Source organism: Enterobacter sp. WPR_3_1 (genome assembly GCF_003635055.1).
Taxonomy (GTDB): domain Bacteria; phylum Pseudomonadota; class Gammaproteobacteria; order Enterobacterales; family Enterobacteriaceae; genus Enterobacter; species Enterobacter ludwigii.
On record NZ_RBXU01000013.1, the window covers coordinates 259,368 to 285,745 of the forward strand.

Here is a 26,378-nt window from a genome sequence, read left to right on the forward strand (position 1 = left end):
TATTACGTGGTCAGGAGATCAATCATCGCGCGGGTGGCAGCGGACTGGCGCCGGTGTGGCGCGAAGATCACCGAGAACGGCCGCGAGCGTCCGCGAAGGTGAGGAAGCACCTCCACCAGCTGACCGCGCTGTATCCTGTCCCGAACGATAAATTCATAGCTCTGGCAAATCCCCATACCGTGTTCAGTCAGGGAGACGACGCCCAGCACATCATCCGACGTTTCGATAGTTGAAGCGGGTAGCCAGTCCACATCGCGTTCGTCTTCCCGAAACACCCACGGAGCGATGCGACCGGTGCGCGGCAAAATAAACGGCAGACACATGTGTCGGTGCAAATCATCCAGCGTTTGCGGAGTCCCCATCCTGTGAAGGTACGCGGGTGATGCGACCAGAAGCAAAGCGGCATCCTCCAGTTTACGCGCGACTAAACCACTGTCGGGCATCTGACCCAAACGAATCGCCAGATCGAACCCTTCAGCAATCAGGTCGACGTTGCGGTTGGTGATGTTCAGATCCACCTGAACGCGCGGGTAGTGCTGGGAGAATCGCGCCAGCAAGGGCGGCAGACGATAGTGCCCGTAGGTAGTCGGTACACTCATGCGCACGCGTCCGGTCAGGTCGCCTTCCTGACCCTGCCCATCACGTTCGGCTTCATCCAGCAGGGAAAAAGCAGAGCGCGCCTGCTCCAGATAGACTCGCCCTGCCTCGGTCAGGCCTACCCGACGGGTGGTTCGCTGTAAAAGCTGTCGTCCCAGACGCGTCTCAAGGCGGGAAACCGCACGACTCAACACCGAGGGCGTGGTGGACAGGGCGACGGCAGCAGCAGTAAATGAGCCGTGTTCAACGACAGCGATGAAGACCTCAACATCGCCAAGATAATCGAATTTTCTGCTCATTATGCTCTTTCAGGAACAAATGTTTTTCAATTCCGCTAATTTATCTCCAGTTGGGCGATGAGTAAAGTGTGCGCATTCATCACCAGAGGGTAAAATCATGGATCTTCAACTCACCGGTAAGACAGCACTCGTTACTGGCGCAACCGCGGGGATTGGTTTGGCCATCGCCCGCACGCTGGCGCGCGAAGGCGTGGCCGTCACCATTACTGGTCGTGACCACGCGAAATTGCAAAACGCCGTGGCAGACATTACCGCTGCTCAGCCTCAGGCGCAGGTCACCGCCATCGTTGCCGACCTGGCAAGCGCTGAGGGGGCAAAAGCCCTGATCGCGGCCTGCCCTGACACCGATATTCTCATCAACAACCTGGGCTTTTACGAAGCCCGAGACTTCGCCGACATCACCGATGATGAGTGGCTGAACATGTTCAACATCAATGTCATGTCCGGCGTTCGCCTGTCACGGCATTACTTCCCGCGCATGCTGGAACGCAACTGGGGCCGGGTGATATTTATGTCGAGCGAAGTCGGCGCATTCACGCCGCCAGACATGGTGCATTACGGCGTCAGTAAGTCGGCGCAACTCGCCGTTTCGCGCGGTATGGCCGAACTCACGAAGGGGACGGGCGTTACGGTCAACAGCGTACTGCCTTCAGCGACCCGCTCCGACGGCATTATCGAATACCTGCGCCAGACCGCGCCTGCACCGGGTATGACCGACCAGGAGATCGAAGCGAATTTCTTCCAGACCTACCGCCCCAGCTCTCTTATCGCGCGAATGATCGATGCTGATGAGATAGCCGCGATGGTCGCGCTGCTGGCAAGCCCGTTGGGCGCTGCCTCTAACGGCGCCGCGGTGCGCGTCGAAGGCGGCACCTTCCGCTCCATTCTTTAATGCAGCAGCCGTAATGACCTGAGGGGAATCAGTGTCCCCTGCTTTCCCCTATTTACCGGAGCATAGAAATGTTCAAACGTACCCGTAATATGTCCGCCATCGCGATGGCAATGTTGTTCTCTTTTGCGAGCGTAGCCAGCGCAGCGAACCAGGCCCCTCTTGAGCGCTGGCGCAGCTATACCGGCGTAACCTGGAATACGCCTGAGAAGGGGGAAACGCCGACGCCATTTTCCGGCTCGGTTAACGCGCCCATCGCAGGCATCCACTTTGATGCAATGGGAAGAGCCTTTGTCAGTACCCCTCGACTGGTTTCAGCCGGTGCACCCGCGACGTTAAGTATTCTTGATACGACCGTTCAGACCGGACCGGCGCGCCTCACGGCATTTCCGTCCCGCGAGGGGAATGCGGTGGAAACCGCTCCCGATCAGAACCTGCGTAACGTGCTTGGCTTCTATATTGACCGTAAGAATGGCTGGCTGTGGGCCCTGGATATGGGGTTCGTCGCGGGAGAAGCGGAATCCCCCGTGGGTTCGCAGAAACTGATGGTGCTGGATCTGAATACCGGCCGCACGATCAAACGCATTCCACTGGATAGTGTGGCAGACCGCAAGGCGAGCTTCCTCAATGATGTGGTTGTTGATGAGACGCGTCGTGTCGCTTACATCTCCGACAGCGGCTCGCGCAGTGCGCCTGAGAACCGCGTCGGTCTTATCATCGCCGATTTCGCAACCGGCACTGCCCGACGCGTGCTCGACCGTCATCCAGACCTGCAGATTGAGCCGGGTGTGAAAGTCGTCTCGCACGGGGCTGAAGTCTGGCCAGGTCATCCATTACTGATTGGCATCAACGGTATTGCGCTGTCTCCGGATACCGGCACGCTCTACTGGACGGTGACGACAGGGACCCATGCGTTTGCGGTACCGACTGACATTCTGCGAAAGCCTGGTGCTGACGATACGCAGATTGCGGCACAGATCCGGGATCTTGGTTCGGTGGGAGGCAATACCGACGGTATCGTGACCGATGCCAAAGGCAACCTCTATATCACCGATGTGACACACAACGGTATTGTCAGGTATGAACCGAAGAGCGGCTCAATGACCCTGATGGCGTCAAACGACGGCGTACACTGGCCGGACACGCCGGCCATCAATCCGGACGGGGATCTGATCTTTACCTCCAGCAGCCTGAACGACCATTTTGCTGGCGCGGTCAAACCTGGCCAGGAGCGCTATGACGTATGGCGTTTACCCCTGAAGGCGTTGCAGGATAAGCACCAGTAACGCGACTGCGCATGCTCAGCACTGGAAACACTACACGCTCACAGGGACTCTCCTTGTGGGCGTGTACATTACTGACGCCGGTGTATGCGAGATAACCGGTGCAGCCAGAAGCAAACGGGCAATGACAGCAACAGAAAAAGGCAAAATGCGGCCAGGAATGCATCCGTTGTAGTAAAATGCAGGACTGAAGCCGCCAGTCCCCCTGCGATTCCACTGAGCACTATCAGGCCAAAAAACACCCACCCGGTAGAGTACCAGAGAATATTGTTGATTAGTCTTCTTATCATCTGCTGAGTTCTGCGAATAATATTGGAATGAATAAGATATCGGTTTGAGAACGCCGGACATAATCCCTGCCGCCATATCAATAGGGCTGAAATCGCTGTATCCGAAACGACCCGTTCTTACCGGTATACATTGACGCTGAAACTGCCGGTATTATCAGAGTATCCAGCCTCTGTATCGGCAATATACAGATGCAGGATACCGCTTTGGGGAGCCGCCCATTTATATACTCCACCGCCTATATCATAACCTTTTCCAGAGGTATCAAATCTCGCCTTCAGCACCTTATCATTGCAGGTAATGAGCCCTTCTTTCACCCTGCCATCCGGCACCGCCAGCGCAAATTCTTCTTTACCGTATTTAATCCAGCCAGAGGCCATTATCGTTATCTCATCACCGGCATTCAGTTGCAGGCCTGTATTAATACCGGCAGGAATATTTGAAGGAACTTCTCCGGACCATTCTGGCTTAGCCGTCATGCTATTCTCCTTTATCAAACTTCATTAACATTACATTTGATGCGTGCTTTACATCAATCAAAGACAAAACTCCCTGCATGTGACAGACATCACATTTAGTATTCATAACATTTCATCATGGATGCATATGAATATATTTATCTTTTCCAGACTTATGTCGAAAGAATAATGCGATTTCTTTTTTTACGCTGCGATTTATATAAATCCACCAACACAATCAACAACTAAGCCACTGATTTACAATTGATTTTAATGTTAACTATAGGAGTAATCGCACTTTTAATCATGACTGTAATTATACCTTTAGTAAATTAATTATCATACCTGGCTGGCGGTAATAATAGGTATGCGAAGCAGTGAGATGGCGCATTACAGCACCGCCTGCCGCGATATCCGCCCAATAAAAAACCTCTACCAACCCACTTAATTTCTCGCCTCCCCGACGAAAAATGAATGGGTTAACAAATATCCACTTAGTTACCCTGTGTATTACTCTTTTGGTTTCAACATATACCTCTCACTCACACGCATTACCGCTCTGGAGTAACAAAACACAGCATGAGATTAATCCTAATATTTAATTCACAGAACTGCAGCAGACGGGAGACGAACAGAAATCACCAGCATCATTTCCAGAATATTATTTGCTGAGTGGCGTATCTGTTTATATTCTGATTGTGAATGCCGTACCCCTTAGTAACAAAAATCATTATCTGTAGACTATTTATTACCTCATACCACTGACAAGCTGGACGCTGTCACGATTACGGAGAATTATATGACTGTTTCACCTGCATGGTCGGGCAATATCGACGCAACTGCTGACACGGGCATTAATACCGGACTTAAACTAAAAGCCGGGCAAAAAATCAGTATTATTGCGGAAGGATGGATTAAATACGGTAAGGAAGACTACGCCCTGGCATCGCCATACGGCAGGCTAAAAGAGGGCTTTGTCTTACGGAACGATAAGGTGCTGAAAGCCCGATTCAGTGCATCCGGAAAAAGCTATGACATTGGCAGTGGTGTTTACCAATGGTCGGTACCGGAAGACGGCGAGCTGATTCTCGTGGTCAGTGACTCTTCACATCGCGACAACAGCGGCGCTTTCAGCGCGGTTGTGTATATCGCTGAAGACGAAAAGAAAGCGGCGGCTCAAAAGGCGGACTGGAAAGGTCATGTTCCCGCAACGCGCAGTGACTGGACCCACACCGGCGTATCCGTGAGCAAAGGGGACAAGGTGATGCTGATTGCAGCCGGTACCGCTCAGTACGACAGCCGCGGTCGCAGCTTTGGACCTGACGGCGACAGCCAGCATCCGTCAGCGCAAAAACCGGATCCCACTTTTGTCCTGCCAGAAGCACTGGCGGGGAAATTACTGATCAAAGCGGGTGAGCATATTTACGGTATCGGAAGCGGCGGTAGCGACTGGGAAGTCCCTGCTGATGGCGAAATTTCATTCATTTTTAACGATACAAATGTTGCGTCTGAATACGCCAATAATACGGGAGGCTATGACGTCAGGTTTGTTGTGCTCGGTTGAAATGCCCGCAGGGAGGCAACATGCCATCCACTGCCTTCCCTGCCGGTTCACTGGAAAACAAAAATGAACGTTAATGGAGCCCCTGATATGAGCATTATGGACAATAAAAAAGTTGATTTGGTTTTCATCATCGACAGCAGTCTTTCAATGAAGGATGAAGCGGAAGCGCTCTGTGCAAAACTTGAGAGCGCCATTGAGGAGGCCAGAAAAGCCTGCCCTTCGGATTTACGAACTGATTTTCTGGGTATCGAAGGCGTTTTTGCCGGCACCAAATTTAATAAAACGGTCCGTCAGTTCCTGACGAGCGAGGCCGGAGCTAACCCGTCCGCCCTGAAAGGCAGAGAGTATGTCAAAGAGGGGAACCCCGCTCAGGAAGATGTGGCGCCTGCTGCGGAGGACGTTATCCGTCATTACAACTGGCGTGACGGCGCTGAAAAGAATGTTTTTGTGCTGGGAGACGAAAGTCTGAAAGGCGGGGAGATGACCCTGGATGCGGGCCGCATCAAAGCCTGCGATGATGCCATTGCCACCGCCCTGGAGTACGGTGTCAAAATCCACTCCTATCTGGGCACGCCTCATGTCTCATTACCTTATCCCACCCCGGATGATGAGAAAGCCATGGTTCGGGAATACAAGCGCCTGGCGCTTCGTACGGGTGGTGAGCATTATATCTACACCTCCGGCATTGCCGATTTTGCCTCGGTTTTAAAAAGCACCATTTGCGCCAGTAAGGCCACGCAACACGACAGCGTGGCGAACAAAAAAGAAGAAGCAGATGCGCTGGAAGGCAAAACGCCAGCGAAGACGCCCGGTAATGGCAGCGATCTGTGCGCACAGGCCCCTGAGATTGTCCGGGCGGTGAATACGCTTGCCGATGTGCTTAAGAACCTGATTGACGCTTGCGCCAGCGACTGTCGTTGCAAAGAGAATACGCCCCCTTGCCCGTGTCAGGAACATCACAACAAACCGGTGACTCCCTCCTCACCCCCCGCTGCGCCGGACACTCCCCCTGTCAGTCCCGAGCCGCCAGCAAAACCATTCCTGGATGAGAGTAAGTTTACGAATAATCATCTGAATCACTGGCAGTTCGGACCAGCAACGCCTGAGCATGAGTTTTACTCAGAAGGTGGCGCGACCATGATTCGTTTTCCGACCACCAATGTTAAAGGCCGGACACACAATGGCGTGCTGCTTTATAAACATTATTCGGAACTCCAGCCGGGGAAACGCTATCGCTTCAGCCTTCAGGCTCGCAGGGACAATGACTATAAGGTGATACCCGAACTGTCACTGCGGGTGGCAGGCCAGGATATTACCTCGGTTACAGCACTTGCCGTGAAAGGCGAGTGGGTCACGCTGTCAGGAGAGTTTACGGCGGCGCAGGGCGATAATGTGCTGGAAATTTTCAGCCATAAAGCCAGCGGCGATGGTAACGATTTCAGCATTACTGGAATCACAGTAAAATCCGTCGATTGATTTTGTTACGCTGAATTCATTTCAGATATGAAGTGATGCCGGTTTGGCTACGCGTTGGTTAAACCAGGCATCACTGCTTAGCCAGTGTGCGTCACGCTTGAGATAACGTTGGTCTGGCCCGGTAATACACGGTGGGCATGATTACCCTCGTCGACAGGTTTACCTGAGCAGTTAAACCTGCGTGTTACCAGGGAAGCGCAATTTTCTCATCATTCGCTTTCTCGCCGTAATACAAAGAAGGCAGGAAACGAGACAAGAACGTGAACTCTGTATAACAGTGTCGCATAAGCGCTAATCCAACGTCATCGGCAGGTTCAGCGTGGTCGTCATTACTCATACCCAGAATAAACCGGCTACGCAGCACACACCCAAAAGGCGTATCCCGGACAACATGTAGCATTTGTCCGTCCAGCGGGTCGCCCTGACTATCCAGTTCAGTTTTTTCACCGAAGCCTATCCTTGCGGCAATGATTGCCGAGACACTCCCATCCGCCATTGCCTTGTCGACAGCCATTTCGCCAAATACCGATGCAGGGTGATGGAATTTAAGACGCGCGGGAATGGGAGGGATTTCAGCTAATGATTCAACTGCATGGATGCTTGCGCCGTAAAAACTTTCCCCACGCTTCCAGTTGGCATCCCATCCACGATGCTCAACATGATCAACGGGATGCCACCATTTTATATGCTGCGTCGTTTCAAAAAAGGTAAACCACCAGTTAATCATACGCCCTTTGCAGCCATGTAAATCAGTGCGTACGGAGACCAGCAGACTCCCGTCATCCAGACGTTTAATACCCGTCTCCAGCGGCATGGGTGAAGGATCAAGCAATGCCGAATAATCCAGCCAGGGCCTGGCAATATCGTGTTGTCGCATTTTTTTCTCCATTAGCATTGGGAAATTCGCACCATTTAGGAAACGAAGTGCGTTTCCTAAACATTACCGATAGAATGGTCGTATGACAAGCGAAAAGGAATCTCCAGGATGACCTCACCAACCAAACCACGCGGACGTCCCTCAGTCCCTGAGGAAGAGGTGAAGAAACAAATCATTGGTAGCGCGATGGCCTTGCTCTTTGACAAAGGCTATGACGCCACAACAATTGAGGCGGTTGCATCGCATGCAGGCGTTGCCAAAAAGACCGTCTATCGCTTTGCGAAAAACAGGGAGGAATTGCTTGGCCTTTCGGTTCGAAACTGGACGGATAACTATGCCCCACTCCTGCAGAGCGATCCGAAAGATAAGAATGACGTTTTACCGGCGTTAAGAAAATTACTGGCTGCGATTTGTGGTCAGGCGCTATCAGTAACGGCCGTGAAAATGTTTCGTCTTCTCAATAGTGAATTTCCTGGCAAAGATGATCTCCTCAAGAAATACAATGAAAATGGCATAGCGCGCGGCCAACAATTACTCACTGAGTGGATTACACGACAGCAAAAACAGGGCTGGTTGCCGATGTTACCTGCAGATACCTGTGCCAAAGTCATACTCGCCATGTGTGTCGCCGAACCTCTTCGGCAGGCGGCGATTGGTTTAATTGATCCCGTTGAGAAAATCGATATTGAGGCACATTTGGATTCTTGTATGCCTTTTATTTTACTTATATTCAGGCAAGGTGATGAATGACATAGTACGTGGCGATTCGTGTGGAGTGTCACGCTTAGTATTTTTGCGAGCTATACAACTACAGGTCGCTACGTACTTACATCTCTGATAGTAACTGTTAACCATAGCGGTAACTGTTAATTATAGAACCTAATGAAAAAAGATCGTAACTTGAGACTAATAACTTCTTTAATGGATTGTTTTTAATGGCTTTTATTTTTTGTTGCGATAATAGGAACAGCATAAGACATCCAACATATTGAAATTCAATGATTATTTTATATGGCGATACAAAAATACCCCCAGAAATACCCCCAGCGTTTTTCTTTGCTCAATAAACATACAACCATATGGCAAGTTCCTCAGAACCTTCCCTCAGGTAAGTATTTATCATTCATGTCTAACTCTACTAGTCATCCATACGAACATGAAACAGTGTTTAAAATGAGATCTTCATAAAATTTGTTAATAATAGATCCGTATTTTCTTGCTCTATCTTTTTAATAAATAGTATTGTAAGAAGTAATAGCACTCATTCTCTTAAGGATTGTACATGCGCTCACCGTATCGTTTCCATGAACGTAGCTCCTTTTATAAATACATGCCCCTTTCCACAGCTGAAATTGTCCTGCAAAACGCGTCATTGCGATGGAGTTCACCACTAATATTCAATGACCCTTTTGATGTTCCGCGAGAAGTTATCCCAGATGTGAATGAACACGATATTAGCAGAGCATTAGCCCAGAAAATTTTGTTAGAATTAAAAAACCCACGACCTGACACATCCCAACTGAACTCTGGCATAAGATACCTTCTTGAATTCTATAAAAATTACTTTCCATTTGGACTTCCAGAAGAGTTAATAAAAAAACAAACCGAGCTTATTTTAAACCCTCCCGTAGGAGAAGGAGCAAAGGATGCTTTAACAGGGTTTAGAAATTATTGGGATAATACACTACGAGATAGACGGATATTATGTCTTAGTGAAAGCCCGGTAATAACCTCAATGTGGAATCATTATGCTGACAGCTATAAAGGTATAGTTTTAGAATTTAGTTGCATAGATGAACTTGATAGCGCTTGGCTTTTAGCTAAACCTGTGAAGTACACAGATAAAAAACCCTTAACTTATACTGCTGAAGGAATGGCTGAATTATTTTTCATGGATGAAGAAATCGTTAAAAATTATATAAACGAAGATATAACTTACATCAAAACCCTAGATTGGCAATATGAAAAAGAATGGAGAGTATCAACTCACAAAAGACCTCTTCAGGAAGGTCTTTATAGTGACCTAACCTTCAATATACACGAACTTAAAACAATCATACTCGGCCCCATGTTTGATATGGATAAATTACCTGCTATAGATGAGCTATCAGAGAAATATCCTTTAGCCAGTGTTTCTAGTGCAACAATTACGCGCTCTGGATTGATTGAAATAATTCCCTTAACTACAAATTGAAAATTTATACACTACTAGAGGATGTGAAGGGGGTATAAAATAAAGTTAATGAATATCGTATCTATCTGATTTTTAATATTCATTAATAAAACCTCTTCACATCCTCATGAAAAATCAAAGCCATAACAATATTTAGAGTTATAATTTTAATCATCTAAAGATTGTTTTAAAACATGTTCGAATAACTGAGATAATCTTTTTTCAATGTCATAACTTTTATCGCTATAACCAACTAATCTATCGTCTATAGTTTCAATAGCTAAGAGCAACATTTCTTTAGACTTCTCCCTGTTAATCAGTTCATTAGGTGTAATAAGTGAGCCGTCTTTGTTAGAGAAATAAAGTGCTTCCTCCCTCAAAGTTCTCAAAGAACCATTTATAACTTCGGAGTATAATTCCTTACATCTTTTTTCACCTAAAGCCTCCAGCAATCTTTTACCCATAAATACCGTTGGAAGAACTGCCATTTTATGTTTAGATAAATGATTATAAAGTGGATCTTTCTTCCTGTTTTGTTTTTCGTTTTTATTATCCCTACGATAAATACCAATCTCAGCTTTCGCAGTCTCTTCTATAGCTGTTACGCTTAGAAATACCGAGGTTCCAAATGATCGGCGCTCATAACACATAAAGGCATCTTCAATAAGTACCATGATATGACCACAGGCCTTATCAAAATCTTGCGTAAACTTATCTTGACTAAAAAGTACTGCTCCTGCGTCTGCTGCCTGAAAAATCAATTCCCATCCTGCCAACATCGATTCTTTACTCATGAAACTACCTTATATCTAAAGAAGTAAAAACCATAAATAATCAATCACTATCTTTTTGAAAGAACTTGGTTTTTAGAATGATAAAAAGCTATCGCACTGGCGAAGTAGGCTTCGGATATTTTCACAAAAAAACTTATTAAATACGCCGGATCATCTATATCAATAGATGAGGCATATTCATGCCCCTTAGATACCTTCTTAAAAAAATCAATAAACTTACTTTTATCAGCTTCAGTTAACTTGTAGTTTAAATTGTGGCTTAATTTATTCCTTATACTATTAAAATCTTTCAACCTTATGTAAATCTCATTATAAGGAGGATCTGCTTTTTCTTTTTGCAATAAAGCAATTTTTTGTGAGAAAGTTAACTTGGCTTCGTTCCAAGAAAGTGAAGGGTACTTTAAAGAAAGATAGTCACTAATATATTTCTCAACACTAAGATGGGCAGTAAGAAATCCTCCGATGAATTCTACATCCACTCCTTCCACCCGATTCCATATACTACCTTCTGAATTTTCGGCCCCAGTGTAGATGGCTGTATGTGCTAAATCTTTCCAATCCATAATTAATCCGTTCTCGTTAAAACATTGTTATGGAGATAATCTTAGAACATCTTTTAAAACAAGCTTGAAGTACGATCCTATCATACTGATGGAAGCAACTGTAACTTAGAGCGCCTACAGCCAAAAATCCCCGCTGGCGGTGCCGGTGAGTGACAAGTTTTGACAGATGCATCCAATGAGCTGCACCTGAAGTTTTCTAAAGGGGGATCGGTTGTCACTTTCCCCCAAGTTTTCCCTAGTAAGGCATAACAAACCATAACAGGCTGACACCTGCCCTGCTTCGCATCAGGATTAACAAAAGCTAACAGCCAAGGCTCAACAAATCTCAACGCCAGACCTTTACACTTCCGCTGCAGCTGCTGTTCGTGGGCGTCAGGATCCGTTAGGTTGGGTTGACACTTTTCCCGGTTTTTCGCGAAAAAGTGTCAAGTTTGAGGGGCTGGGTTAGGCTGAGGGTTTACAGTTTTTCGCCGTCCAGCAGGCAGAGCGCCATTAAACCTGTTTTGCTCCAGTCATCCGGGCAATCGGGGTTCATTGTGGCAAAGTAGGCCAGCTCAGAACGAAAAAACCGTAAAGCGCCCGCGGCACGGTCTTTTCCATAGAAGCTGTGGGTTTCTTCATCCAGCCGGAACAGAATCAGCAGTTGGTCTTCGGGTTCGTGCTGAACATCAAAACCCAGCTCAGCGGCTGCGGCCTCTATCCACTGGTCAGCATCCATATCTGCCAGCAGCGCTAGCCGCCGCATGCTCCCATACCCATGCGGCGGCTAGCGCCCACGTCATTTCATTCTGGTGTTCGCCAGCACCGGCGGAATTTTGTTTAGCCTGCGATGCTTCGACATCTACTTTATCGCCTGAAATAACGATTTCACCGCGGGCTATCCAGCCGTCAACCTTTTACCGACTAAACCAGCTTCTCTATACCGGCAACATGATATTTTAAGCGCCAGTATTTGCCGCCATAAGGTTTGATCAGGAAATACAGACCATCACCATCGGACAACTTATTAGCCTTCTCTTAGTGGCGTTAAGTTTCACATGGAAATACCTACTTAAGACCGAAGTACAAATACCCTTGCACCTACTGACCATTGATTTCAGGAGATTTTTGTAGACGTGGAGGTACTAAAAGGTTTCAGAGCGCAGGATATAAGGGATTTTGGTGAAATTTAGTAGACCTGAGGAGACGTTAGAATGGTGCCGATAATAGGAGTCGAACCTACGACCTTCGCATTACGAATGCGCTGCTCTACCAACTGAGCTATATCGGCCCTGAAAGGCCGGTTACGAGCGTAACCACGGGGCAAAAGGTTAGATCTAACCGGGTGATGCGTCAATGCCCTTTTGAATCAAACGGCTATTTTTGCATCACCCGTGATTATTTACGCACGAATCGTATCATCACCGAAGCCGATCCACTTGTAAGTGGTCAGTGCTTCCAGGCCCATCGGGCCTCTTGCATGCAGTTTTTGCGTGCTGACAGCAACTTCTGCGCCCAGGCCGAACTGGCCACCGTCGGTGAAGCGGGTTGAGGCATTCACGTATACGGCGGAGGAGTCCACCTCATTCACAAAGCGATCGGCATTGCGCAGGGTACGTGTCAGAATCGCATCCGAGTGCTGGGTACCATGTTCACGGATGTGAGCAATGGCATCGTCAAGGCTCGCAACCACCTTCACGTTCAAATCCAGCGACAGAAATTCGTCGTCGTACTGTTCCGCTTTCACCGGTACCACCGCCGCCGGGCCATCTTTCAGCAGTGCCAGCGCGTTGGCATCCGCGTGCAGCGTCACGCCGCTTTCGGCCATCTGTTTGCTCAGCGCAGGCAGGAAGGTATTGGCGATGCCCTGATGCACCAGCAGCGTTTCAACCGTATTACAGGTGCTTGGACGCTGGGTTTTAGCATTGACGATAATCTTCAGCGCCGGTTCAATCTCGGCACTGTCATCGACCACGATATGGCACACGCCGATACCGCCCGTGATCACAGGGATGGTCGACTGCTCACGGCACAGCATGTGCAGGCCCGCGCCACCGCGTGGGATCAGCATGTCGATGTATTTATCCATGCGCAGCATCTCGTTCACCAGCGCACGGTCCGGGCTCTCGATTGCCTGTACGGCACCTGCCGGCAGGCCGCACTCTTCCAGCGCCTGCTGGATAACGTTTACGGTCGCGGCGTTGGTACGCCAGGTCTCTTTCCCGCCACGCAGAATGGCAGCGTTGCCGGTCTTCAGGCACAGGGAAGCAACATCAACCGTAACGTTGGGACGCGCTTCATAGATCACGCCAATCACGCCCAGCGGCACGCGACGACGCTCAAGGCGCAGCCCGCTGTCGAGCAGCCCACCGTCAATGACCTGACCAACCGGATCGGCAAGATTGCAGACCTGGCGGACATCGTCAGCGATGCCTTTCAGACGTGCCGGGGTCAGCGCCAGGCGGTCGAGCATTGCTTCGCTCAGGCCATTGCGACGCGCTTCCAGCAGATCCTGCTCGTTGGCGAGCAGAATCTCCTGCGACTGCGATTCCAGATAATCAGCGATTTTTTCCAGCACGCGGTTTTTCTCGCGGCTGGAAAGGAGCGCCAGTTTGTAAGAGGCGGCCTTCGCGGCTGCGCCCATTTGTTCCAGCATTTTCTGGCTCCTTAACGAATAATCATGTCATCACGATGCACGGCAACCGGGCCATATTCATAACCCAGAATGGCGTCGATCTGCTGTGAATGGTGACCCGCAATACGGCGCAGGGCATCGCTGTTGTAGCGGCTTACGCCGTGGGCGATGTCACGACCTTCGAGATTACGGATACGGATCACTTCACCACGTGAGAAGTTGCCTGTCACGCTTTTAATTCCTTTAGGAAGTAATGAGCTCCCTCTTTCCAGAATTGCGGCGGTCGCCCCTGCATCAACGGTGAGTTCGCCTGCCGGCGGTGCGCCAAAGATCCAGCGTTTGCGGTTCTCCAGCGGGGAGGCCTGCGCGTGGAAGCGGGTTCCCACGGAGATGCCTTCCATCACGTCGCCAATCACGCCAGGACGGCTGCCCGCGGCAATGATGGTGTCGATACCGGCACGGCATGCCACGTCAGCAGCCTGCAGTTTGGTCCCCATCCCGCCGGTCCCGAGGCCTGAAACGCTGTCACCTGCGATGGCGCGTAGCGCATCGTCGATACCGTGTACATCGGTAATCAGTTCAGCATCTGGATTTGAACGCGGGTCGGCGGTGAAGAGCCCCTGCTGGTCGGTCAGGAGCAGTAATTTATCAGCGCCTGCCAGAATTGCGGCCAGCGCCGAGAGGTTATCGTTATCACCCACTTTGATTTCAGCGGTGGCAACGGCATCGTTTTCGTTAATGACGGGAACGATGTTGTTATCCAGCAGCGCACGCAGCGTATCGCGCGCGTTCAGGAAACGCTCCCGGTCTTCCATATCCGCACGCGTCAGCAGCATCTGCCCGACGTGGATGCCATAGATAGAAAACAGCTGTTCCCAGAGTTGAATGAGTCGGCTTTGTCCCACGGCGGCCAGCAGCTGTTTAGAGGCGATCGTCGCGGGGAGTTCGGGGTAACCCAGGTGTTCACGCCCGGCGGCAATCGCCCCGGAGGTCACAATTACAATACGATGCCCTGCGGCATGCAACTGAGCGCACTGACGTACAAGCTCAACAATGTGGGCGCGATTAAGGCGGCGCGATCCGCCTGTTAAAACACTGGTACCGAGTTTTACCACCAGCGTCTGGCTGTCACTCATGATTCTCTGCCGTTCAACGATAAGGGAAAATGATGTCAAACGAACGTTTTAACAGGTGTCAGCCCCGTTGCCAACTGCCTTAGCACATCGCGAAACACTTTGTTGCGCGGGATCAGGAAGCGTAGCGGCAAAATTTGACAGTTTTATTACCGAAATAATAAATCACAGTTTTTTAAAATTATTCTTAATTTGTCATAAAAGTTTCATTGCGTAACGTTAAAACCCTTTCTGTTTTTTCACGGGACTTAAGCATGAGCTTATCGTCCAGCGAATTTTTTTAGCGCGTTTATAAGACAGGATCGAAAATGAAAAAGAGCACACTGGCATTAGTGGTAATGGGCGTTGTGGCTTCCGCATCTGTACACGCAGCCGAAGTTTATAATAAAAACGGTAATAAACTGGACGTATACGGCAAAGTTAAAGCAATGCACTACATCAGCGATGATGACACTAAAGATGGTGACCAGACTTACGTCCGTTTCGGTTTTAAAGGCGAAACACAGATTAACGATCAGCTGACGGGCTATGGCCGTTGGGAAGCTGAATTTGCCGGTAACAAAGCAGAAAGCGACTCTACACAGAAAACGCGTCTGGCGTTTGCTGGTCTGAAACTGAAAGACATTGGCTCTCTGGATTACGGTCGTAACCTGGGCGCACTGTACGACGTTGAAGCCTGGACCGATATGTTCCCTGAGTTCGGTGGTGACTCTTCAGCCCAGACTGATAACTTCATGACCAAACGTGCGAGCGGTCTTGCCACCTACCGTAACACCGACTTCTTCGGTGCGGTTGATGGCCTGGATATGACCCTGCAGTATCAGGGCAAAAACGAAAACCGCGACGTCAAAAAACAGAACGGTGACGGTTTCGGTACCTCTCTGACCTATGACTTCGGTGGCAGCGACTTCGCCGTCAGCGGTGCCTACACCAACTCTGACCGTACTAACGCACAAAACCTGCTGACGCGCGGTGAAGGTAAAAAAGCGGAAGCATGGGCAACCGGTCTGAAATATGACGCTAACGATATTTATCTGGCAGCGATGTACTCTGAAACCCGTAATATGACCCCAATTTCGGGTGGTTTTGCGAATAAGGCTCAGAACTTTGAAGTTGTTGCACAATACCAGTTCGATTTCGGTCTGCGTCCGTCCCTGGGTTATGTCCAGTCTAAAGGCAAGGATATCGAAGGTGTGGGTGACGAAGATCTGGTGAAATACATCGACGTGGGCGCGACCTATTATTTCAACAAGAATATGTCCGCGTTTGTTGATTATAAAATCAACCAGATTGATGACGACAATAAACTGGGCGTGAGCAGCGATGACATCGTTGCTCTGGGTATGACCTACCAGTTCTGATATTGTTGAAATAAAAAATCCCGGCGCAGATGCCGGGATTTTTTTTGCCTGGAGGGGGTCGGGTTTACTGCCCTCACCCCATCCCTCGCGAAGAGAGAGAGAAATATCGCGATTACGCCGTCAGCTTAACCGCTTCGCTGGAAAAGTTATCCGCGGGTTCAAGCTTCAGATCCAGGGTGGCCAGCAGTGCTCTTGCCTTTTCGAGGTACTCTTTCAAAGTATGCTCCAGGCGGTCGATCACTTCCTGGTCTTTGATGGGGGCTGTTTGCCAGTAGCCGTCTTTATTAAACAGGCCGAACTGGTAGCTATACGTAAAACGTTTTTCTTCCGCTTCCATTTCCATCCACCAGCCCCAGAATTCACGTTTTTCGGGTGCAGGCTTCACGTTGACGCATACAGCCAGGCAGTCGAAAAAAAAGCGATTTTCTTCACACTGCTCTTCTCGAATATACGGGCCGAGAGCCATAAACTTCTTGATCAGTCTACTTTTCGGGTGTCCACTCGGTAACGTCATTGCGATCTCCTTTTGTGAAGCCACTGTTTTACCAAACCAGCAAAATTTAGCAATCTATTAACACAATCTCTGCGCGATCCAGCGTGTGATCTCTCTCAATGCTTTGTCAAAATTCTGGTACACCGGGCTGAACGGTACCTCAAGCAATTTGCCATCCGCAGATGACGAAGTGATTAAGCGTGACTCCTCTTCGGGACTGAAGGGATCGTTTTTCCAGTACCCTGACATCATCGGCGTAGGGCAACGCCGTCCCAGCAACCCCTGCGTTTTTAGCGAGTAACGATTGAGTTCAACGCGCAGCGCTTCGTCTGATGCATCATGCATGCCAAGGCGACTGGCCAGCACATCAAGGTACATTTCCGGCACGCGGCCCTGCCGGGTCGGATCGCTGAGCAGAGCGTGCACCACCGGGCCGAGACAGGCGACGGCCTTCAGGCGTGAAGCTTCAAGGTAAGCCAGACGCACGGCGACGTTGGCGCCAAAGCGGAAGCCAAATGCAGCAACACGCGTGTGGTCAACCCATGGAATGTTTTCCAGCGCTTTTAGTGCATGCTGGTGCAGAAGACTCGAGTCCTGAGTCAGTTTCCATTTGGATGAAAAGCCAATTGAGGGCATATCCAGCGTCAGCATCGCGATCCCTTTTGGTGCGAAGTAACGCTCATACAGGCTGTAATAGTCGATTTGCAGTGAATCCAGCCCGCCGCACATCAGAACGGTCGGGAACGGACCTTCGCCTTCTGGCATATGCAGGAACCCGGTGACGGGCGCGCCACCCGGGATGGTAAATTCCAGCTCGCGCATCCGGCCCGGCAAGCGTTGAGCGGCCTCTTCGTAGGCGCGATTCGCCAGCGCCTGAGCCTGCTCGGCGAGCTCATCACCTTTCAAATGCGGGTATGCGGCAATAGCATAGAGGTTGGCTGCATGCAGCCAGTGTTTGCCGCTGAGCGTGGCGTCCTCTTCCTGGCTGGCTTTTTGCTGCCAGAGCATCGCCTGTTTAGACCATTCGTAGATCCAGTTCCCCCCGCGATAACCCACGACCGTATCGTAGAGTTCACTGTCGGTGCGCTCGGCTTCGCTCATCACGATACGCGCCTGCACATCAAGGATTTCACGGGGATCAATACCGCGCCAGATCCACATCAGACGGTTAATCATGCGGTACCAGTGGGGCACGTTTTTACCGTCTAATGCAGACTGGACGGCAGGCATGGTCCCCGGATTAAACCGGCGCACCAGCGTCGACGTTTCAGGATGTTTGAAACGGGGTTTGAAGAGAGTCTCGGTGAGATTCGCCTGCGTCATTACGTTGCCTCCATGAATACGTCATATAGAGACCATTGTAACGCGCGTCAGACTAAAAAAAACAACGCCCGGTATCACCGGGCGTTAAATAAGTGCGTAAGAGAATTAACGACCAGAGATTGGCGGTACGAATACCACGCCCATATCCCATGGTTGTTCAATCCAGGTATCCTGAGGGATATCAATCACGTAATCGTCAACCAGCGGACGGCCTGCTGGCTTCGCGAAGATGGTGACGAAGTGGGCTTTTGGATACATTTCGCGGATAGCCACCGCGGTACCGCCGGTATCAACCAGGTCGTCGATAACGATGAAGCCTTCACCGTCGCCTTCCGCACGTTTCAGCACGGTCAGCTCACGCTGGTTGTCATGGTCATAGCTGGAGATGCATACGGTATCGACATGACGAATACCCAGCTCACGTGCCAGCAACGCCCCCGGTACCAGACCGCCACGGCTGACGGCAATAATGCCTTTCCACTGTTCGGAAGGCATCAGACGCGCAGCCAGTTTGCGTGCGTGAATCTGCAACATGTCCCAGGTGACGACGTATTTTTCGCTCATGTGAAGTGTCCCAGCCTGTTTGTATACGGCTTAAAAAGTGTTCGAGGGGGAAATAGGTTGCGCGAGATTATAGAGATCTGACGCACTAAAAACCAGTGTTTAGCGCCCGGAGCCTGAGTTTTTACATGCTTTATGCTACCAGCCATCGGAGAAAGTGGTATTCTCAGTTGCATCTCGCAAGCCTGTCTTGTGGTAACTATTAACCTGCTAACCCTGTGACCTGCAACTCGCTTTGCAGGGCATCGACAAGGAGACTTATCGTGTCTGAACTGTCTCAATTATCTCCACAGCCACTGTGGGATATTTTTGCCAAAATCTGTTCCATTCCCCACCCTTCCTACCATGAAGAACAGCTTGCCGAACATATTATGGGCTGGGCGAAGGAAAAAGGTCTGCATGCTGAACGCGACCAGGTTGGCAACATTCTGATCCGCAAACCGGCGACCGCAGGCATGGAAAACCGTAAACCGGTTGTGCTGCAGGCGCACCTGGACATGGTTCCACAGAAAAACAACGACACCGTTCACGACTTCACCAAAGACCCTATCCAGCCTTACATCGATGGCGACTGGGTGAAAGCGCGCGGCACGACCCTTGGTGCAGATAACGGCATTGGCATGGCGTCTGCTCTGGCGGTCCTGGCGGACGACAGCGTTGAGCACGGTCCGCTGGAAGTGCTGCTGACCATGACGGAAGAAGCAGGCATGGACGGCGCGTTCGGTCTGCAGGCGAACTGGCTGCAGGCGGACATTCTGATCAACACCGACTCTGAAGAAGAGGGTGAGATCTACATGGGCTGCGCCGGCGGGATTGATTTCATCACGACCCTGCCACTGTCCCGCGAAGCGATCCCTGCTGGTTTCCAGACCTTCAAGCTGACGCTGAAAGGGCTGAAAGGCGGTCACTCCGGTGGTGATATTCACCTGGGTCTGGGCAACGCCAACAAACTGCTGGCACGCTTCCTGGCTGGCCACGCGGCTGAGCTGGATCTGCGTCTGGTGGATTTCAACGGCGGCACACTGCGCAATGCCATTCCGCGTGAAGCCTTCACGACCGTGGCAGTACCCGCTGCAAAAGCTGACGAGCTGAAAAAGCTTTCCAGCGTGTACCTGGATATCCTGAAAAACGAACTGTCAGCGAAAGAGAAGAACCTGACCGTGGTGCTCGAGTCCGTGACTACCGACAAAGCGGCGCTGACCTCCCCGTCTCGTGACGCCTTCGTTCAGCTGCTGAACGCGACGCCAAACGGCGTGATTCGTAACTCAGACGTCGCGAAAGGCGTGGTTGAAACCTCCCTGAACGTGGGCGTGGTCACCATGAGCGATGACAGCGCGGAGATCATCTGCCTGATCCGTTCGCTTATCGACAGCGGTAAAGAGTATGTGGTGAGCATGCTGGAGTCTCTGGGTAAACTGGCGGGTGCGCACACCTCCGCAAAAGGTAGCTACCCAGGCTGGCAGCCGGATGCAAGTTCCCCGGTGATGGCGCTGGTGCGTGAAACTTACCAGCGTCTGTTCAACAGTACCCCGAACATTCAGGTGATCCACGCCGGTCTGGAGTGTGGTCTGTTCAAGAAACCGTATCCGAACATGGACATGGTGTCTATCGGGCCAACCATTACCGGTCCGCACTCGCCGGATGAGCAGGTTCATATTGAAAGCGTGGGTCATTACTGGACTCTGCTGACTGAACTGCTGAAAGCGATCCCTGCTAAGTAATTCGCCGTATGATGCCCGGTAGCGCGTTGCCTGCCGGGCTGACAAATCCGCCTGCTATAACCCCAATACCAGCTGCCGCTCCAGTTGCGGGTCCAGCAGCGTCACATGTAACCCCACCAGCCTGACTCCCCGCCCTGCCCGCCGTTCTTCCCAGGCTTTTCTCGCAGTAGCGATAAGATCGTCTTTATTCAGTCGCGGCCAGACATGCTCCTGCGTCGTCTGCTGGAAATCATTAAACTTGAGCTTAACGCCCTGACGGGCAATCAGCAGATCGGGTTTTACTTTCGCTAACCGCCGCTCCAGTTCGGGATAAAGTTGGTCAGTGATAATGACTTCACACTCGGACCAGTCATGGATATCTTCCATCAGCGTGCGTTCAACCCCGACCGATTTACGCAGCCGCTCGCTGCTCACGCTGCGCTCATCAATTCCCTGACTGCGCTCCCACAGCACGCGACCAAACTTACCGAAACGCTTAAGCAGCATGGCCAGATCGCTTCGCTGTACATCTTCACAGGTCCGTAATCCCATACTTTCCAGCTTTGCAGCAGACACTTTCCCCACGCCGGGGATTTTGCCGAGCGGCAGCGTTTTTAAAAACGCCGGAACCTCTTCCGGAGTGATGACGTACTGACCATCGGGTTTATTCAAATCAGACGCTATTTTGGCGAGGAATTTCACCGGTGCGACGCCTGCGGAAGCGGTCAGATTGAGCTCGTTGAAGATAGTCCGGCGGATCTCCTGCGCCATTAACGTTGCGGAGCCGTGGCAGTGCAGGCTGTCAGTGACATCCAGGTAGGCTTCGTCCAGTGACAGAGGTTCAATCAGCGAGGTATAGCGAGAGAAGATCTCGCGGATATGCAGGGAGGCTTCTTTGTAGGCTTCAAATCGGCCGGGCAACAGCGTGAGATGAGGGCACAGCTTTAGCGCCATGGCAGTTGGCATAGCACTGCGCACGCCAAATTTGCGCGCAGGGTAGTTGGCGGTGCTGATCACACCGCGCTGGACACGGCTACCGCCAATCGCAATAGGTATATCCCGCAGCGCCGGATTGTCACGCATCTCCACTGCGGCAAAAAAGCAGTCCATATCGACATGGATTATTTTGCGCATAGTAAGCCCTCACTCATCACTGGATAAGTATACAGTAAAAAAATGAGAGTTGAGAAGTGTGTTTCCCCTCTCCTCCAGGAAGAGGGAAAACACCGGACTCACTACAGGATCCGCCGGGCCTCGCGCGCCATGCGTTTTTTACGGGCGTCGCAGGGTTCGGGGCAGTCGCACACTTTTTCCATCCCGAGCGCGGAGATACCACCACAGCTGCCCTGAATGCTTTTACGCTTTATGATCCAGCCCAGAGACATGCCGAGTACAACAAGCAAAAAAACCGCGAAAGTTGCCAGAAACGTCAGCATCATCACCCCCCGAAGTCATCCAGCAGGATGTTTTCATCTTCCACACCCAGATCTTTTAGCATCTTAATGACTGCAGCGTTCATCACTGGCGGCCCACACATGTAAAATTCGCAATCCTCTGGCGCAGGATGCTGCTTGAGGTAGTTTTCATAAAGTACGTTGTGGATGAACCCCGTGTGGCCGGTCCAGTTATCTTCCGGTTGCGGATCGGAGAGGGCCACATGGAAGGTAAAGTTTGGGTTTTCACGCGCCAGTTGCTCAAACTCATCATCATAGAACATCTCTCGCAGCGAGCGTGCCCCGTACCAGAAGCTGATTTTGCGCTTGCTCCCGAGGCGCTTGAGCTGGTCAAAAATGTGCGAACGCATCGGTGCCATGCCTGCGCCACCACCGATAAAGACCATTTCAGCCTCGGTCTCTTTAGCAAAGAACTCGCCAAACGGACCGGAGATGGTCACCTTGTCACCCGGCTTCAGGGACCAGATATACGACGACATGACGCCTGGGGGGGCATCAGGCACACTCGGCGGCGGCGTGGCGATACGCACGTTGAGCATAATGATGCCCTTCTCGTCCGGGTAGTTGGCCATTGAGTAGGCGCGAAGCGTCGGTTCTTTAACGTCAGACACAAAACGGAAAAGATTGAATTTGTCCCAGTCGGCACGGTACTCATCCGGAACGTCGAAGTCCGTATACGCCACGGTGTGCTCCGGGCACTCAATCTGGATGTATCCCCCGGCCCGGAACGGAACATCTTCCCCTTCCGGCACGCGCAGCTTCAGCTCTTTAATGAAAGTCGCTTTGTTATCGTTAGAGATAACCTCGCACTCCCATTTTTTGACCCCGAAGATCTCTTCCGGCAGCTCAATTTTCATGTCCTGGCGCACCGCGACCTGGCAGGCCAGACGGCAGCCCTCTTTCGCCTCACGCTTCGTGATATGCGCCAGCTCAGTGGGCAGAATATCACCGCCGCCCTCTTTCACCGTGACGCGGCACTGACCGCAGGAGCCACCGCCACCGCAGGCTGAGGAGACAAAGATCCCGTTGCCGGAGAGCGTATTGAGCAGTTTATCCCCCGCCTGCGTGCGGATCTGGTTTTGCGGCTCACCGTTGATATCAATCACTACGTCGCCGGAATTCACCAGCTTCTCGCGTGCCGCCAGAATCAGCCCTGACAACACCAGTACAATCAGCGTGAACATCACCACGCCAAGAATAATTTCCATCTGTTAGCCCTTATAGCTGCACACCGGAGAAGGACATAAAGCCCAGCGCCATCAGCCCGGTGGTGATAAAGGTGATCCCTAAGCCACGTAAACCCGCAGGCACATTGGCATATTTCATTTTTTCGCGGATCCCCGCCATGGTAACGATAGCCAGCATCCAGCCGATGCCGGAGCCGAAACCATACACAACGGATTCACTGAAGTTGTAATCACGCTGAACCATAAACGAGACGCCACCAAAGATGGCGCAGTTCACCGCGATCAACGGCAGAAAAATCCCCAGCGCGTTGTATAGCGACGGGAAATACCTGTCGAGGATCATCTCCAGGATTTGTACCAGCGCCGCAATCACACCGATAAAGGTGATGAAGTTCAGGAAGCTGAGATCGACACCGTCTACCAGCGCACCGTCGCGCAGCACAAAGTTGTACACCAGGTTGTTAATCGGTACAGATAAGCCGAGCACCACCGTGACCGCAACACCCAGACCAAACGCCGTCGATACCTTTTTGGAAACGGCAAGAAACGTACACATGCCCAGGAAAAACGCGAGTGCCATGTTTTCAACAAACACCGCGCGCACAAATAAACTCAGGTAATGAGCCATCGTCGGTTACTCCTTTTCCTGCTGTTCTGGCTTCAGGGTACGAATCAGCCAGATCAGCAAACCGATAATGAAAAATGCGCTTGGGGCCAGCAGGAAGAGTCCGTTTGGCAGATACCAGCCGCCGTTTTGTACCGTGTCCAGCACCGTGACGCCAAACAGCTTACCGCTGCCGATCAGCTCGCGCAGGAACCCAACGGTCAGCAGGATAACGCCGTAACCGAGACCGTTACCGATCCCGTCCATAAAGCTCGCCAGCGGAGGCATTTTCATCGCATAAGCTTCGGCACGCCCCATCACGATGCAGTTGGTGATAATCAGACCGACAAACACCGAGAGCTGTTTTGACGTTTCATACGCGAAAGCGCGCAGTAGCTGATCGACCACGATCACCAGCGACGCGATGATCGCCATCTGCAGAATGATCCTCACGCTATTCGGGATGTGGTGGCGGATCATGGAGATAAACATGCTGGAAAATGCCGTCACCAGCGTGACCGCGACGGTCATGACCAGCGCGGTTTCCAGTTTTGTCGTGACCGCCAGCGCCGAACAGACGCCCAGTACCTGTAAGGTAATAGGGTTATTCGCCAGCAGCGGACCGATGAGCACCTTTTTGACTTCTTTCAGTTCACCCGTATCAGCCATTGTTCAGCGCTCCTTCACGTACGTTTTTCAGGAAAGGACCAAAGCCCAGCTCGCCCATCCAGAAATCAAAACTGTGCTGCACCCCTTTTGACGTGAGCGTTGCCCCGGAAAGCCCATCTACGGCATATTCGTCACCCGGACGCGCAGCCCCTTTCATCACCTTCAGGGCATGCAGGCCGTTATCGTCGAGCACTTTCTTGCCGACAAACTGCGCGCGCCAGTTAGGGTTTTCAACCTCACCGCCGAGCCCCGGCGTTTCGCCCTGGTCATAATAGGTAATCCCTTTCACCGTGCGACCATCCGTATCGAGTGCCACAAAGGCGTACATCATCGACCATAGCCCGTTGCCGTATATCGGCAGCACGACCTCCTGCACCCGCTTTTGCTCATCGCGCACAAGGTAAATTTCGGCGAGGTTACTGCGACGCTTGATGCCAGCGGGATCTTGCGATGCCTCCAGCGTCAGGCTCATCTCAGGATCTTTCAGTGCCAGTGCCTGGTTAAATTTCGTCGGGTCTTTATCCAGCAACTGGCCGGTTTTTAAATCCACCAGACGCGCCGAAATTCGCTCCGCGAAGAGTTCAGCCACGTCGTCTGTACTCATCCCTTCCTGCATTAACCCGGCCACAGCCAGGATGTTGCGTTGTTTATCCAGCGCACGCTGCTCCTGTTGCCGTGGTTTTAATCCCACGGCAGAGCCAGCCACGACAATGGAACAGACCAGGCAAAGGACCAGCACCACCAGCAGCGTTTTGCCGATGCTGTCGTTATTCTTGCTTTCAGCCACGCGCTTTCCTCCGCTTAACGTTGGCGCGCACGACCAGATAGTCGAAGAGCGGCGCAAACAGATTGGCAAACAGAATGGCCAACATCATCCCTTCCGGATAAGCCGGGTTGACCACGCGAATCAGGACACACATCGCACCAATGAGCACGCCATAGCTCCATTTACCTTTGTCGGTAAAGGACGCAGAGACAGGATCGGTGGCCATGAACATCATGCCGAAAGCGAACCCACCCAGCACCAGATGCCAGTACCAGGGCATGGAGAACATCGGGTTGGTGGCGGAACCGATGAAATTGAACATCGTGGCTGTTAACACCATGCCAATCATTACCCCTGCTACAATGCGCCACGACGCGACGCGTCCGAAGAGAATGATGGCGCCACCGAGTAAAATCATCAGCGTGGAAACTTCCCCAACAGAGCCGGGAATGTTGCCAATAAAGGCATCCAGCCAGGTCACGGGTTGACCCGTGGCGTTGTTAACCAGCGTTTCGCCCCCGTGCGCGGCCCACTGTGAAAGCGGCGTCGCACCCGAGAACCCATCCGCGGCCGTCCACACCAGGTCGCCCGAAATTTGCGCCGGATACGCAAAGAACAGGAAAGCTCGCCCGGCCAGCGCCGGGTTGAGGAAGTTGCGCCCGGTACCACCGAAGATCTCCTTGGCAATCACCACGCCAAAACTGATCCCCAGTGCCGCCTGCCAAAGCGGCAGCGTTGGTGGAACAATCAGGGCAAACAGAATCGACGTCACGAAGAAGCCTTCGTTGATCTCATGTTTGCGAATAATGGCGAACAGCACTTCCCAGAAGCCCCCCACGATAAACACCGTGATGTAGATTGGCAGGAAGAATACGGCTCCCAGCGTCATCATGCTTATCCAGCCGGCATCGGCTGCAAAGCTGACGCCTAACGTCTGGGCCAGGCGGTAGTGCCAGTCCGACTGGATAACCTGAGCCAGCTGTGGGGCATCATATAAATGATGCAGCGCCGGAATGGTCTGCAGGCCAACGTTGTACATACCCCAGAACATGGCCGGGAAGACCGCAAACCAGACCAGAATCATCATTCGTTTGAGGTCGATAGCATCGCGAACGTGTGCCGCCCCTTTTGTTACCAGCCCCGGCGTGTAGAAAATGGTCGCCGTTGCTTCATACAGCGGGTAGTACTTCCTGAGCTTCCCGTGCGTAAAGTGCGGCTCTATTTTTTCAAAGAGGTGTTTTAAGCCCATCAG

The 26,378-nt window shown here is 51.4% G+C and carries 26 protein-coding genes, 1 tRNA gene and 1 pseudogene; 8 read left to right on the top strand and 20 right to left on the bottom strand.

Annotation, left to right across the window (positions count from 1 at the left end):
• Positions 1-2: 2 nt before the first annotated feature.
• The gene (locus tag BJ887_RS19340; RefSeq protein ID WP_121340297.1) at positions 3-896 is read right to left on the bottom strand and encodes a LysR family transcriptional regulator; all 894 of its coding nucleotides are present in this window, start codon (positions 894-896) and stop codon (positions 3-5) included.
• A gap of 97 nt (positions 897-993) precedes the next feature.
• On the opposite strand from BJ887_RS19340, the gene BJ887_RS19345 reads away from it, so the two are divergent.
• Both BJ887_RS19345 and BJ887_RS19350 read left to right on the top strand, forming a co-directional pair.
• Positions 994-1,788: an SDR family NAD(P)-dependent oxidoreductase gene (locus BJ887_RS19345; RefSeq protein ID WP_020885260.1), complete on the top strand. Its 795-nt coding sequence runs from the start codon at positions 994-996 to the stop codon at positions 1,786-1,788.
• A gap of 68 nt (positions 1,789-1,856) precedes the next feature.
• Positions 1,857-3,071, top strand: coding sequence for an L-dopachrome tautomerase-related protein (locus tag BJ887_RS19350; RefSeq protein ID WP_121340298.1), 1,215 nt, complete (start codon positions 1,857-1,859; stop codon positions 3,069-3,071).
• Between the two features lie 404 nt (positions 3,072-3,475).
• Here BJ887_RS19350 and BJ887_RS19355 read toward each other — a convergent pair whose 3' ends face one another.
• Positions 3,476-3,835, bottom strand: coding sequence for a LecA/PA-IL family lectin (locus BJ887_RS19355; RefSeq protein ID WP_078774980.1), 360 nt, complete (start codon positions 3,833-3,835; stop codon positions 3,476-3,478).
• 778 nt (positions 3,836-4,613) lie between these two features.
• On the opposite strand from BJ887_RS19355, the gene BJ887_RS19360 reads away from it, so the two are divergent.
• Entirely contained in the window at positions 4,614-5,378 is a 765-nt protein-coding gene (locus tag BJ887_RS19360) for a LecA/PA-IL family lectin (protein WP_014168780.1), read from the top strand.
• An 87-nt stretch (positions 5,379-5,465) separates the two neighbouring features.
• On the top strand, positions 5,466-6,854 hold the full coding sequence (locus tag BJ887_RS19365; RefSeq protein WP_229216857.1) for a carbohydrate binding domain-containing protein: 1,389 nt from the start codon (positions 5,466-5,468) through the stop codon (positions 6,852-6,854).
• 184 nt (positions 6,855-7,038) lie between these two features.
• On the opposite strand, the gene BJ887_RS19370 is transcribed toward BJ887_RS19365, so the two are convergent.
• On the bottom strand, positions 7,039-7,731 hold the full coding sequence (locus BJ887_RS19370) for a DAPG hydrolase family protein (protein ID WP_050737773.1): 693 nt from the start codon (positions 7,729-7,731) through the stop codon (positions 7,039-7,041).
• Between the two features lie 108 nt (positions 7,732-7,839).
• Between BJ887_RS19370 and BJ887_RS19375 the strand changes: the two genes are divergently transcribed.
• Complete coding sequence (locus BJ887_RS19375; protein ID WP_121340300.1) at positions 7,840-8,481, top strand: TetR/AcrR family transcriptional regulator; 642 nt, start codon at positions 7,840-7,842, stop codon at positions 8,479-8,481.
• A 532-nt stretch (positions 8,482-9,013) separates the two neighbouring features.
• Positions 9,014-9,925: a DUF2971 domain-containing protein gene (locus tag BJ887_RS19380; protein ID WP_121340301.1), complete on the top strand. Its 912-nt coding sequence runs from the start codon at positions 9,014-9,016 to the stop codon at positions 9,923-9,925.
• Positions 9,926-10,071: 146 nt separating this feature from the next.
• On the opposite strand, the gene BJ887_RS19385 is transcribed toward BJ887_RS19380, so the two are convergent.
• From BJ887_RS19385 to proB, 7 genes and pseudogenes are all read right to left on the bottom strand, one after another.
• Positions 10,072-10,698 (bottom strand): AbiV family abortive infection protein, encoded by a 627-nt coding sequence (locus BJ887_RS19385; RefSeq protein ID WP_121340302.1) that lies wholly within the window; start codon positions 10,696-10,698, stop codon positions 10,072-10,074.
• Positions 10,699-10,745: 47 nt separating this feature from the next.
• Positions 10,746-11,261: a hypothetical protein gene (locus BJ887_RS19390; RefSeq protein ID WP_121340303.1), complete on the bottom strand. Its 516-nt coding sequence runs from the start codon at positions 11,259-11,261 to the stop codon at positions 10,746-10,748.
• Positions 11,262-11,718: 457 nt separating this feature from the next.
• Positions 11,719-12,006, bottom strand: coding sequence for a hypothetical protein (locus BJ887_RS19395; RefSeq protein WP_229216858.1), 288 nt, complete (start codon positions 12,004-12,006; stop codon positions 11,719-11,721).
• 161 nt (positions 12,007-12,167) lie between these two features.
• A pseudogene (locus tag BJ887_RS23370) lies at positions 12,168-12,263 on the bottom strand (Arm DNA-binding domain-containing protein); the annotation flags it as partial.
• A 192-nt stretch (positions 12,264-12,455) separates the two neighbouring features.
• Positions 12,456-12,531: transfer RNA gene (locus BJ887_RS19405), tRNA-Thr, on the bottom strand.
• Between the two features lie 111 nt (positions 12,532-12,642).
• Entirely contained in the window at positions 12,643-13,896 is a 1,254-nt protein-coding gene (gene proA / locus BJ887_RS19410; protein ID WP_121340304.1) for a glutamate-5-semialdehyde dehydrogenase, read from the bottom strand.
• A gap of 11 nt (positions 13,897-13,907) precedes the next feature.
• Positions 13,908-15,011 carry a glutamate 5-kinase gene (gene proB / locus BJ887_RS19415; protein WP_032677473.1) on the bottom strand — a complete coding sequence of 368 codons (1,104 nt, stop codon included), beginning with the start codon at positions 15,009-15,011 and terminating at the stop codon, positions 13,908-13,910.
• Positions 15,012-15,316: 305 nt separating this feature from the next.
• On the opposite strand from proB, the gene phoE reads away from it, so the two are divergent.
• Positions 15,317-16,369, top strand: coding sequence for a phosphoporin PhoE (phoE, locus tag BJ887_RS19420; protein ID WP_014168769.1), 1,053 nt, complete (start codon positions 15,317-15,319; stop codon positions 16,367-16,369).
• Positions 16,370-16,481: 112 nt separating this feature from the next.
• On the opposite strand, the gene crl is transcribed toward phoE, so the two are convergent.
• From crl to gpt, 3 genes are all read right to left on the bottom strand, one after another.
• Positions 16,482-16,883 carry a sigma factor-binding protein Crl gene (gene crl, locus BJ887_RS19425; RefSeq protein ID WP_020882784.1) on the bottom strand — a complete coding sequence of 134 codons (402 nt, stop codon included), beginning with the start codon at positions 16,881-16,883 and terminating at the stop codon, positions 16,482-16,484.
• A gap of 57 nt (positions 16,884-16,940) precedes the next feature.
• A complete protein-coding gene (gene frsA, locus BJ887_RS19430; protein WP_014168767.1) occupies positions 16,941-18,185 on the bottom strand; it encodes an esterase FrsA in 1,245 nt (414 codons plus the stop codon).
• Positions 18,186-18,290: 105 nt separating this feature from the next.
• A complete protein-coding gene (gene gpt / locus BJ887_RS19435; RefSeq protein ID WP_010427903.1) occupies positions 18,291-18,749 on the bottom strand; it encodes a xanthine phosphoribosyltransferase in 459 nt (152 codons plus the stop codon).
• 260 nt (positions 18,750-19,009) lie between these two features.
• Between gpt and pepD the strand changes: the two genes are divergently transcribed.
• Positions 19,010-20,467 carry a cytosol nonspecific dipeptidase gene (gene pepD, locus BJ887_RS19440; protein WP_032677472.1) on the top strand — a complete coding sequence of 486 codons (1,458 nt, stop codon included), beginning with the start codon at positions 19,010-19,012 and terminating at the stop codon, positions 20,465-20,467.
• 54 nt (positions 20,468-20,521) lie between these two features.
• Here pepD and dinB read toward each other — a convergent pair whose 3' ends face one another.
• The 7 genes from dinB to BJ887_RS19475 all read right to left on the bottom strand — a co-directional run bounded on the left by dinB (position 20,522) and on the right by BJ887_RS19475 (position 26,375).
• On the bottom strand, positions 20,522-21,580 hold the full coding sequence (gene dinB / locus BJ887_RS19445; protein WP_014168765.1) for a DNA polymerase IV: 1,059 nt from the start codon (positions 21,578-21,580) through the stop codon (positions 20,522-20,524).
• 101 nt (positions 21,581-21,681) lie between these two features.
• Complete coding sequence (gene nqrM / locus BJ887_RS19450; RefSeq protein WP_020882787.1) at positions 21,682-21,885, bottom strand: (Na+)-NQR maturation NqrM; 204 nt, start codon at positions 21,883-21,885, stop codon at positions 21,682-21,684.
• Positions 21,885-23,108 carry an NADH:ubiquinone reductase (Na(+)-transporting) subunit F gene (nqrF, locus tag BJ887_RS19455; RefSeq protein WP_121340305.1) on the bottom strand — a complete coding sequence of 408 codons (1,224 nt, stop codon included), beginning with the start codon at positions 23,106-23,108 and terminating at the stop codon, positions 21,885-21,887. Before nqrF ends, nqrM begins: the two co-directional genes overlap by 1 nt.
• A 10-nt stretch (positions 23,109-23,118) precedes the next feature.
• The gene (gene nqrE / locus BJ887_RS19460) at positions 23,119-23,715 is read right to left on the bottom strand and encodes an NADH:ubiquinone reductase (Na(+)-transporting) subunit E (RefSeq protein ID WP_014168762.1); all 597 of its coding nucleotides are present in this window, start codon (positions 23,713-23,715) and stop codon (positions 23,119-23,121) included.
• A gap of 6 nt (positions 23,716-23,721) precedes the next feature.
• The gene (locus BJ887_RS19465; RefSeq protein WP_121340306.1) at positions 23,722-24,360 is read right to left on the bottom strand and encodes an NADH:ubiquinone reductase (Na(+)-transporting) subunit D; all 639 of its coding nucleotides are present in this window, start codon (positions 24,358-24,360) and stop codon (positions 23,722-23,724) included.
• Positions 24,353-25,147, bottom strand: coding sequence for a Na(+)-translocating NADH-quinone reductase subunit C (locus BJ887_RS19470; RefSeq protein WP_121340307.1), 795 nt, complete (start codon positions 25,145-25,147; stop codon positions 24,353-24,355). The genes BJ887_RS19465 and BJ887_RS19470 overlap by 8 nt, the downstream gene beginning before the upstream one ends.
• Positions 25,140-26,375 carry an NADH:ubiquinone reductase (Na(+)-transporting) subunit B gene (locus BJ887_RS19475; protein WP_121340308.1) on the bottom strand — a complete coding sequence of 412 codons (1,236 nt, stop codon included), beginning with the start codon at positions 26,373-26,375 and terminating at the stop codon, positions 25,140-25,142. The genes BJ887_RS19470 and BJ887_RS19475 overlap by 8 nt, the downstream gene beginning before the upstream one ends.
• Positions 26,376-26,378: the final 3 nt, after the last annotated feature.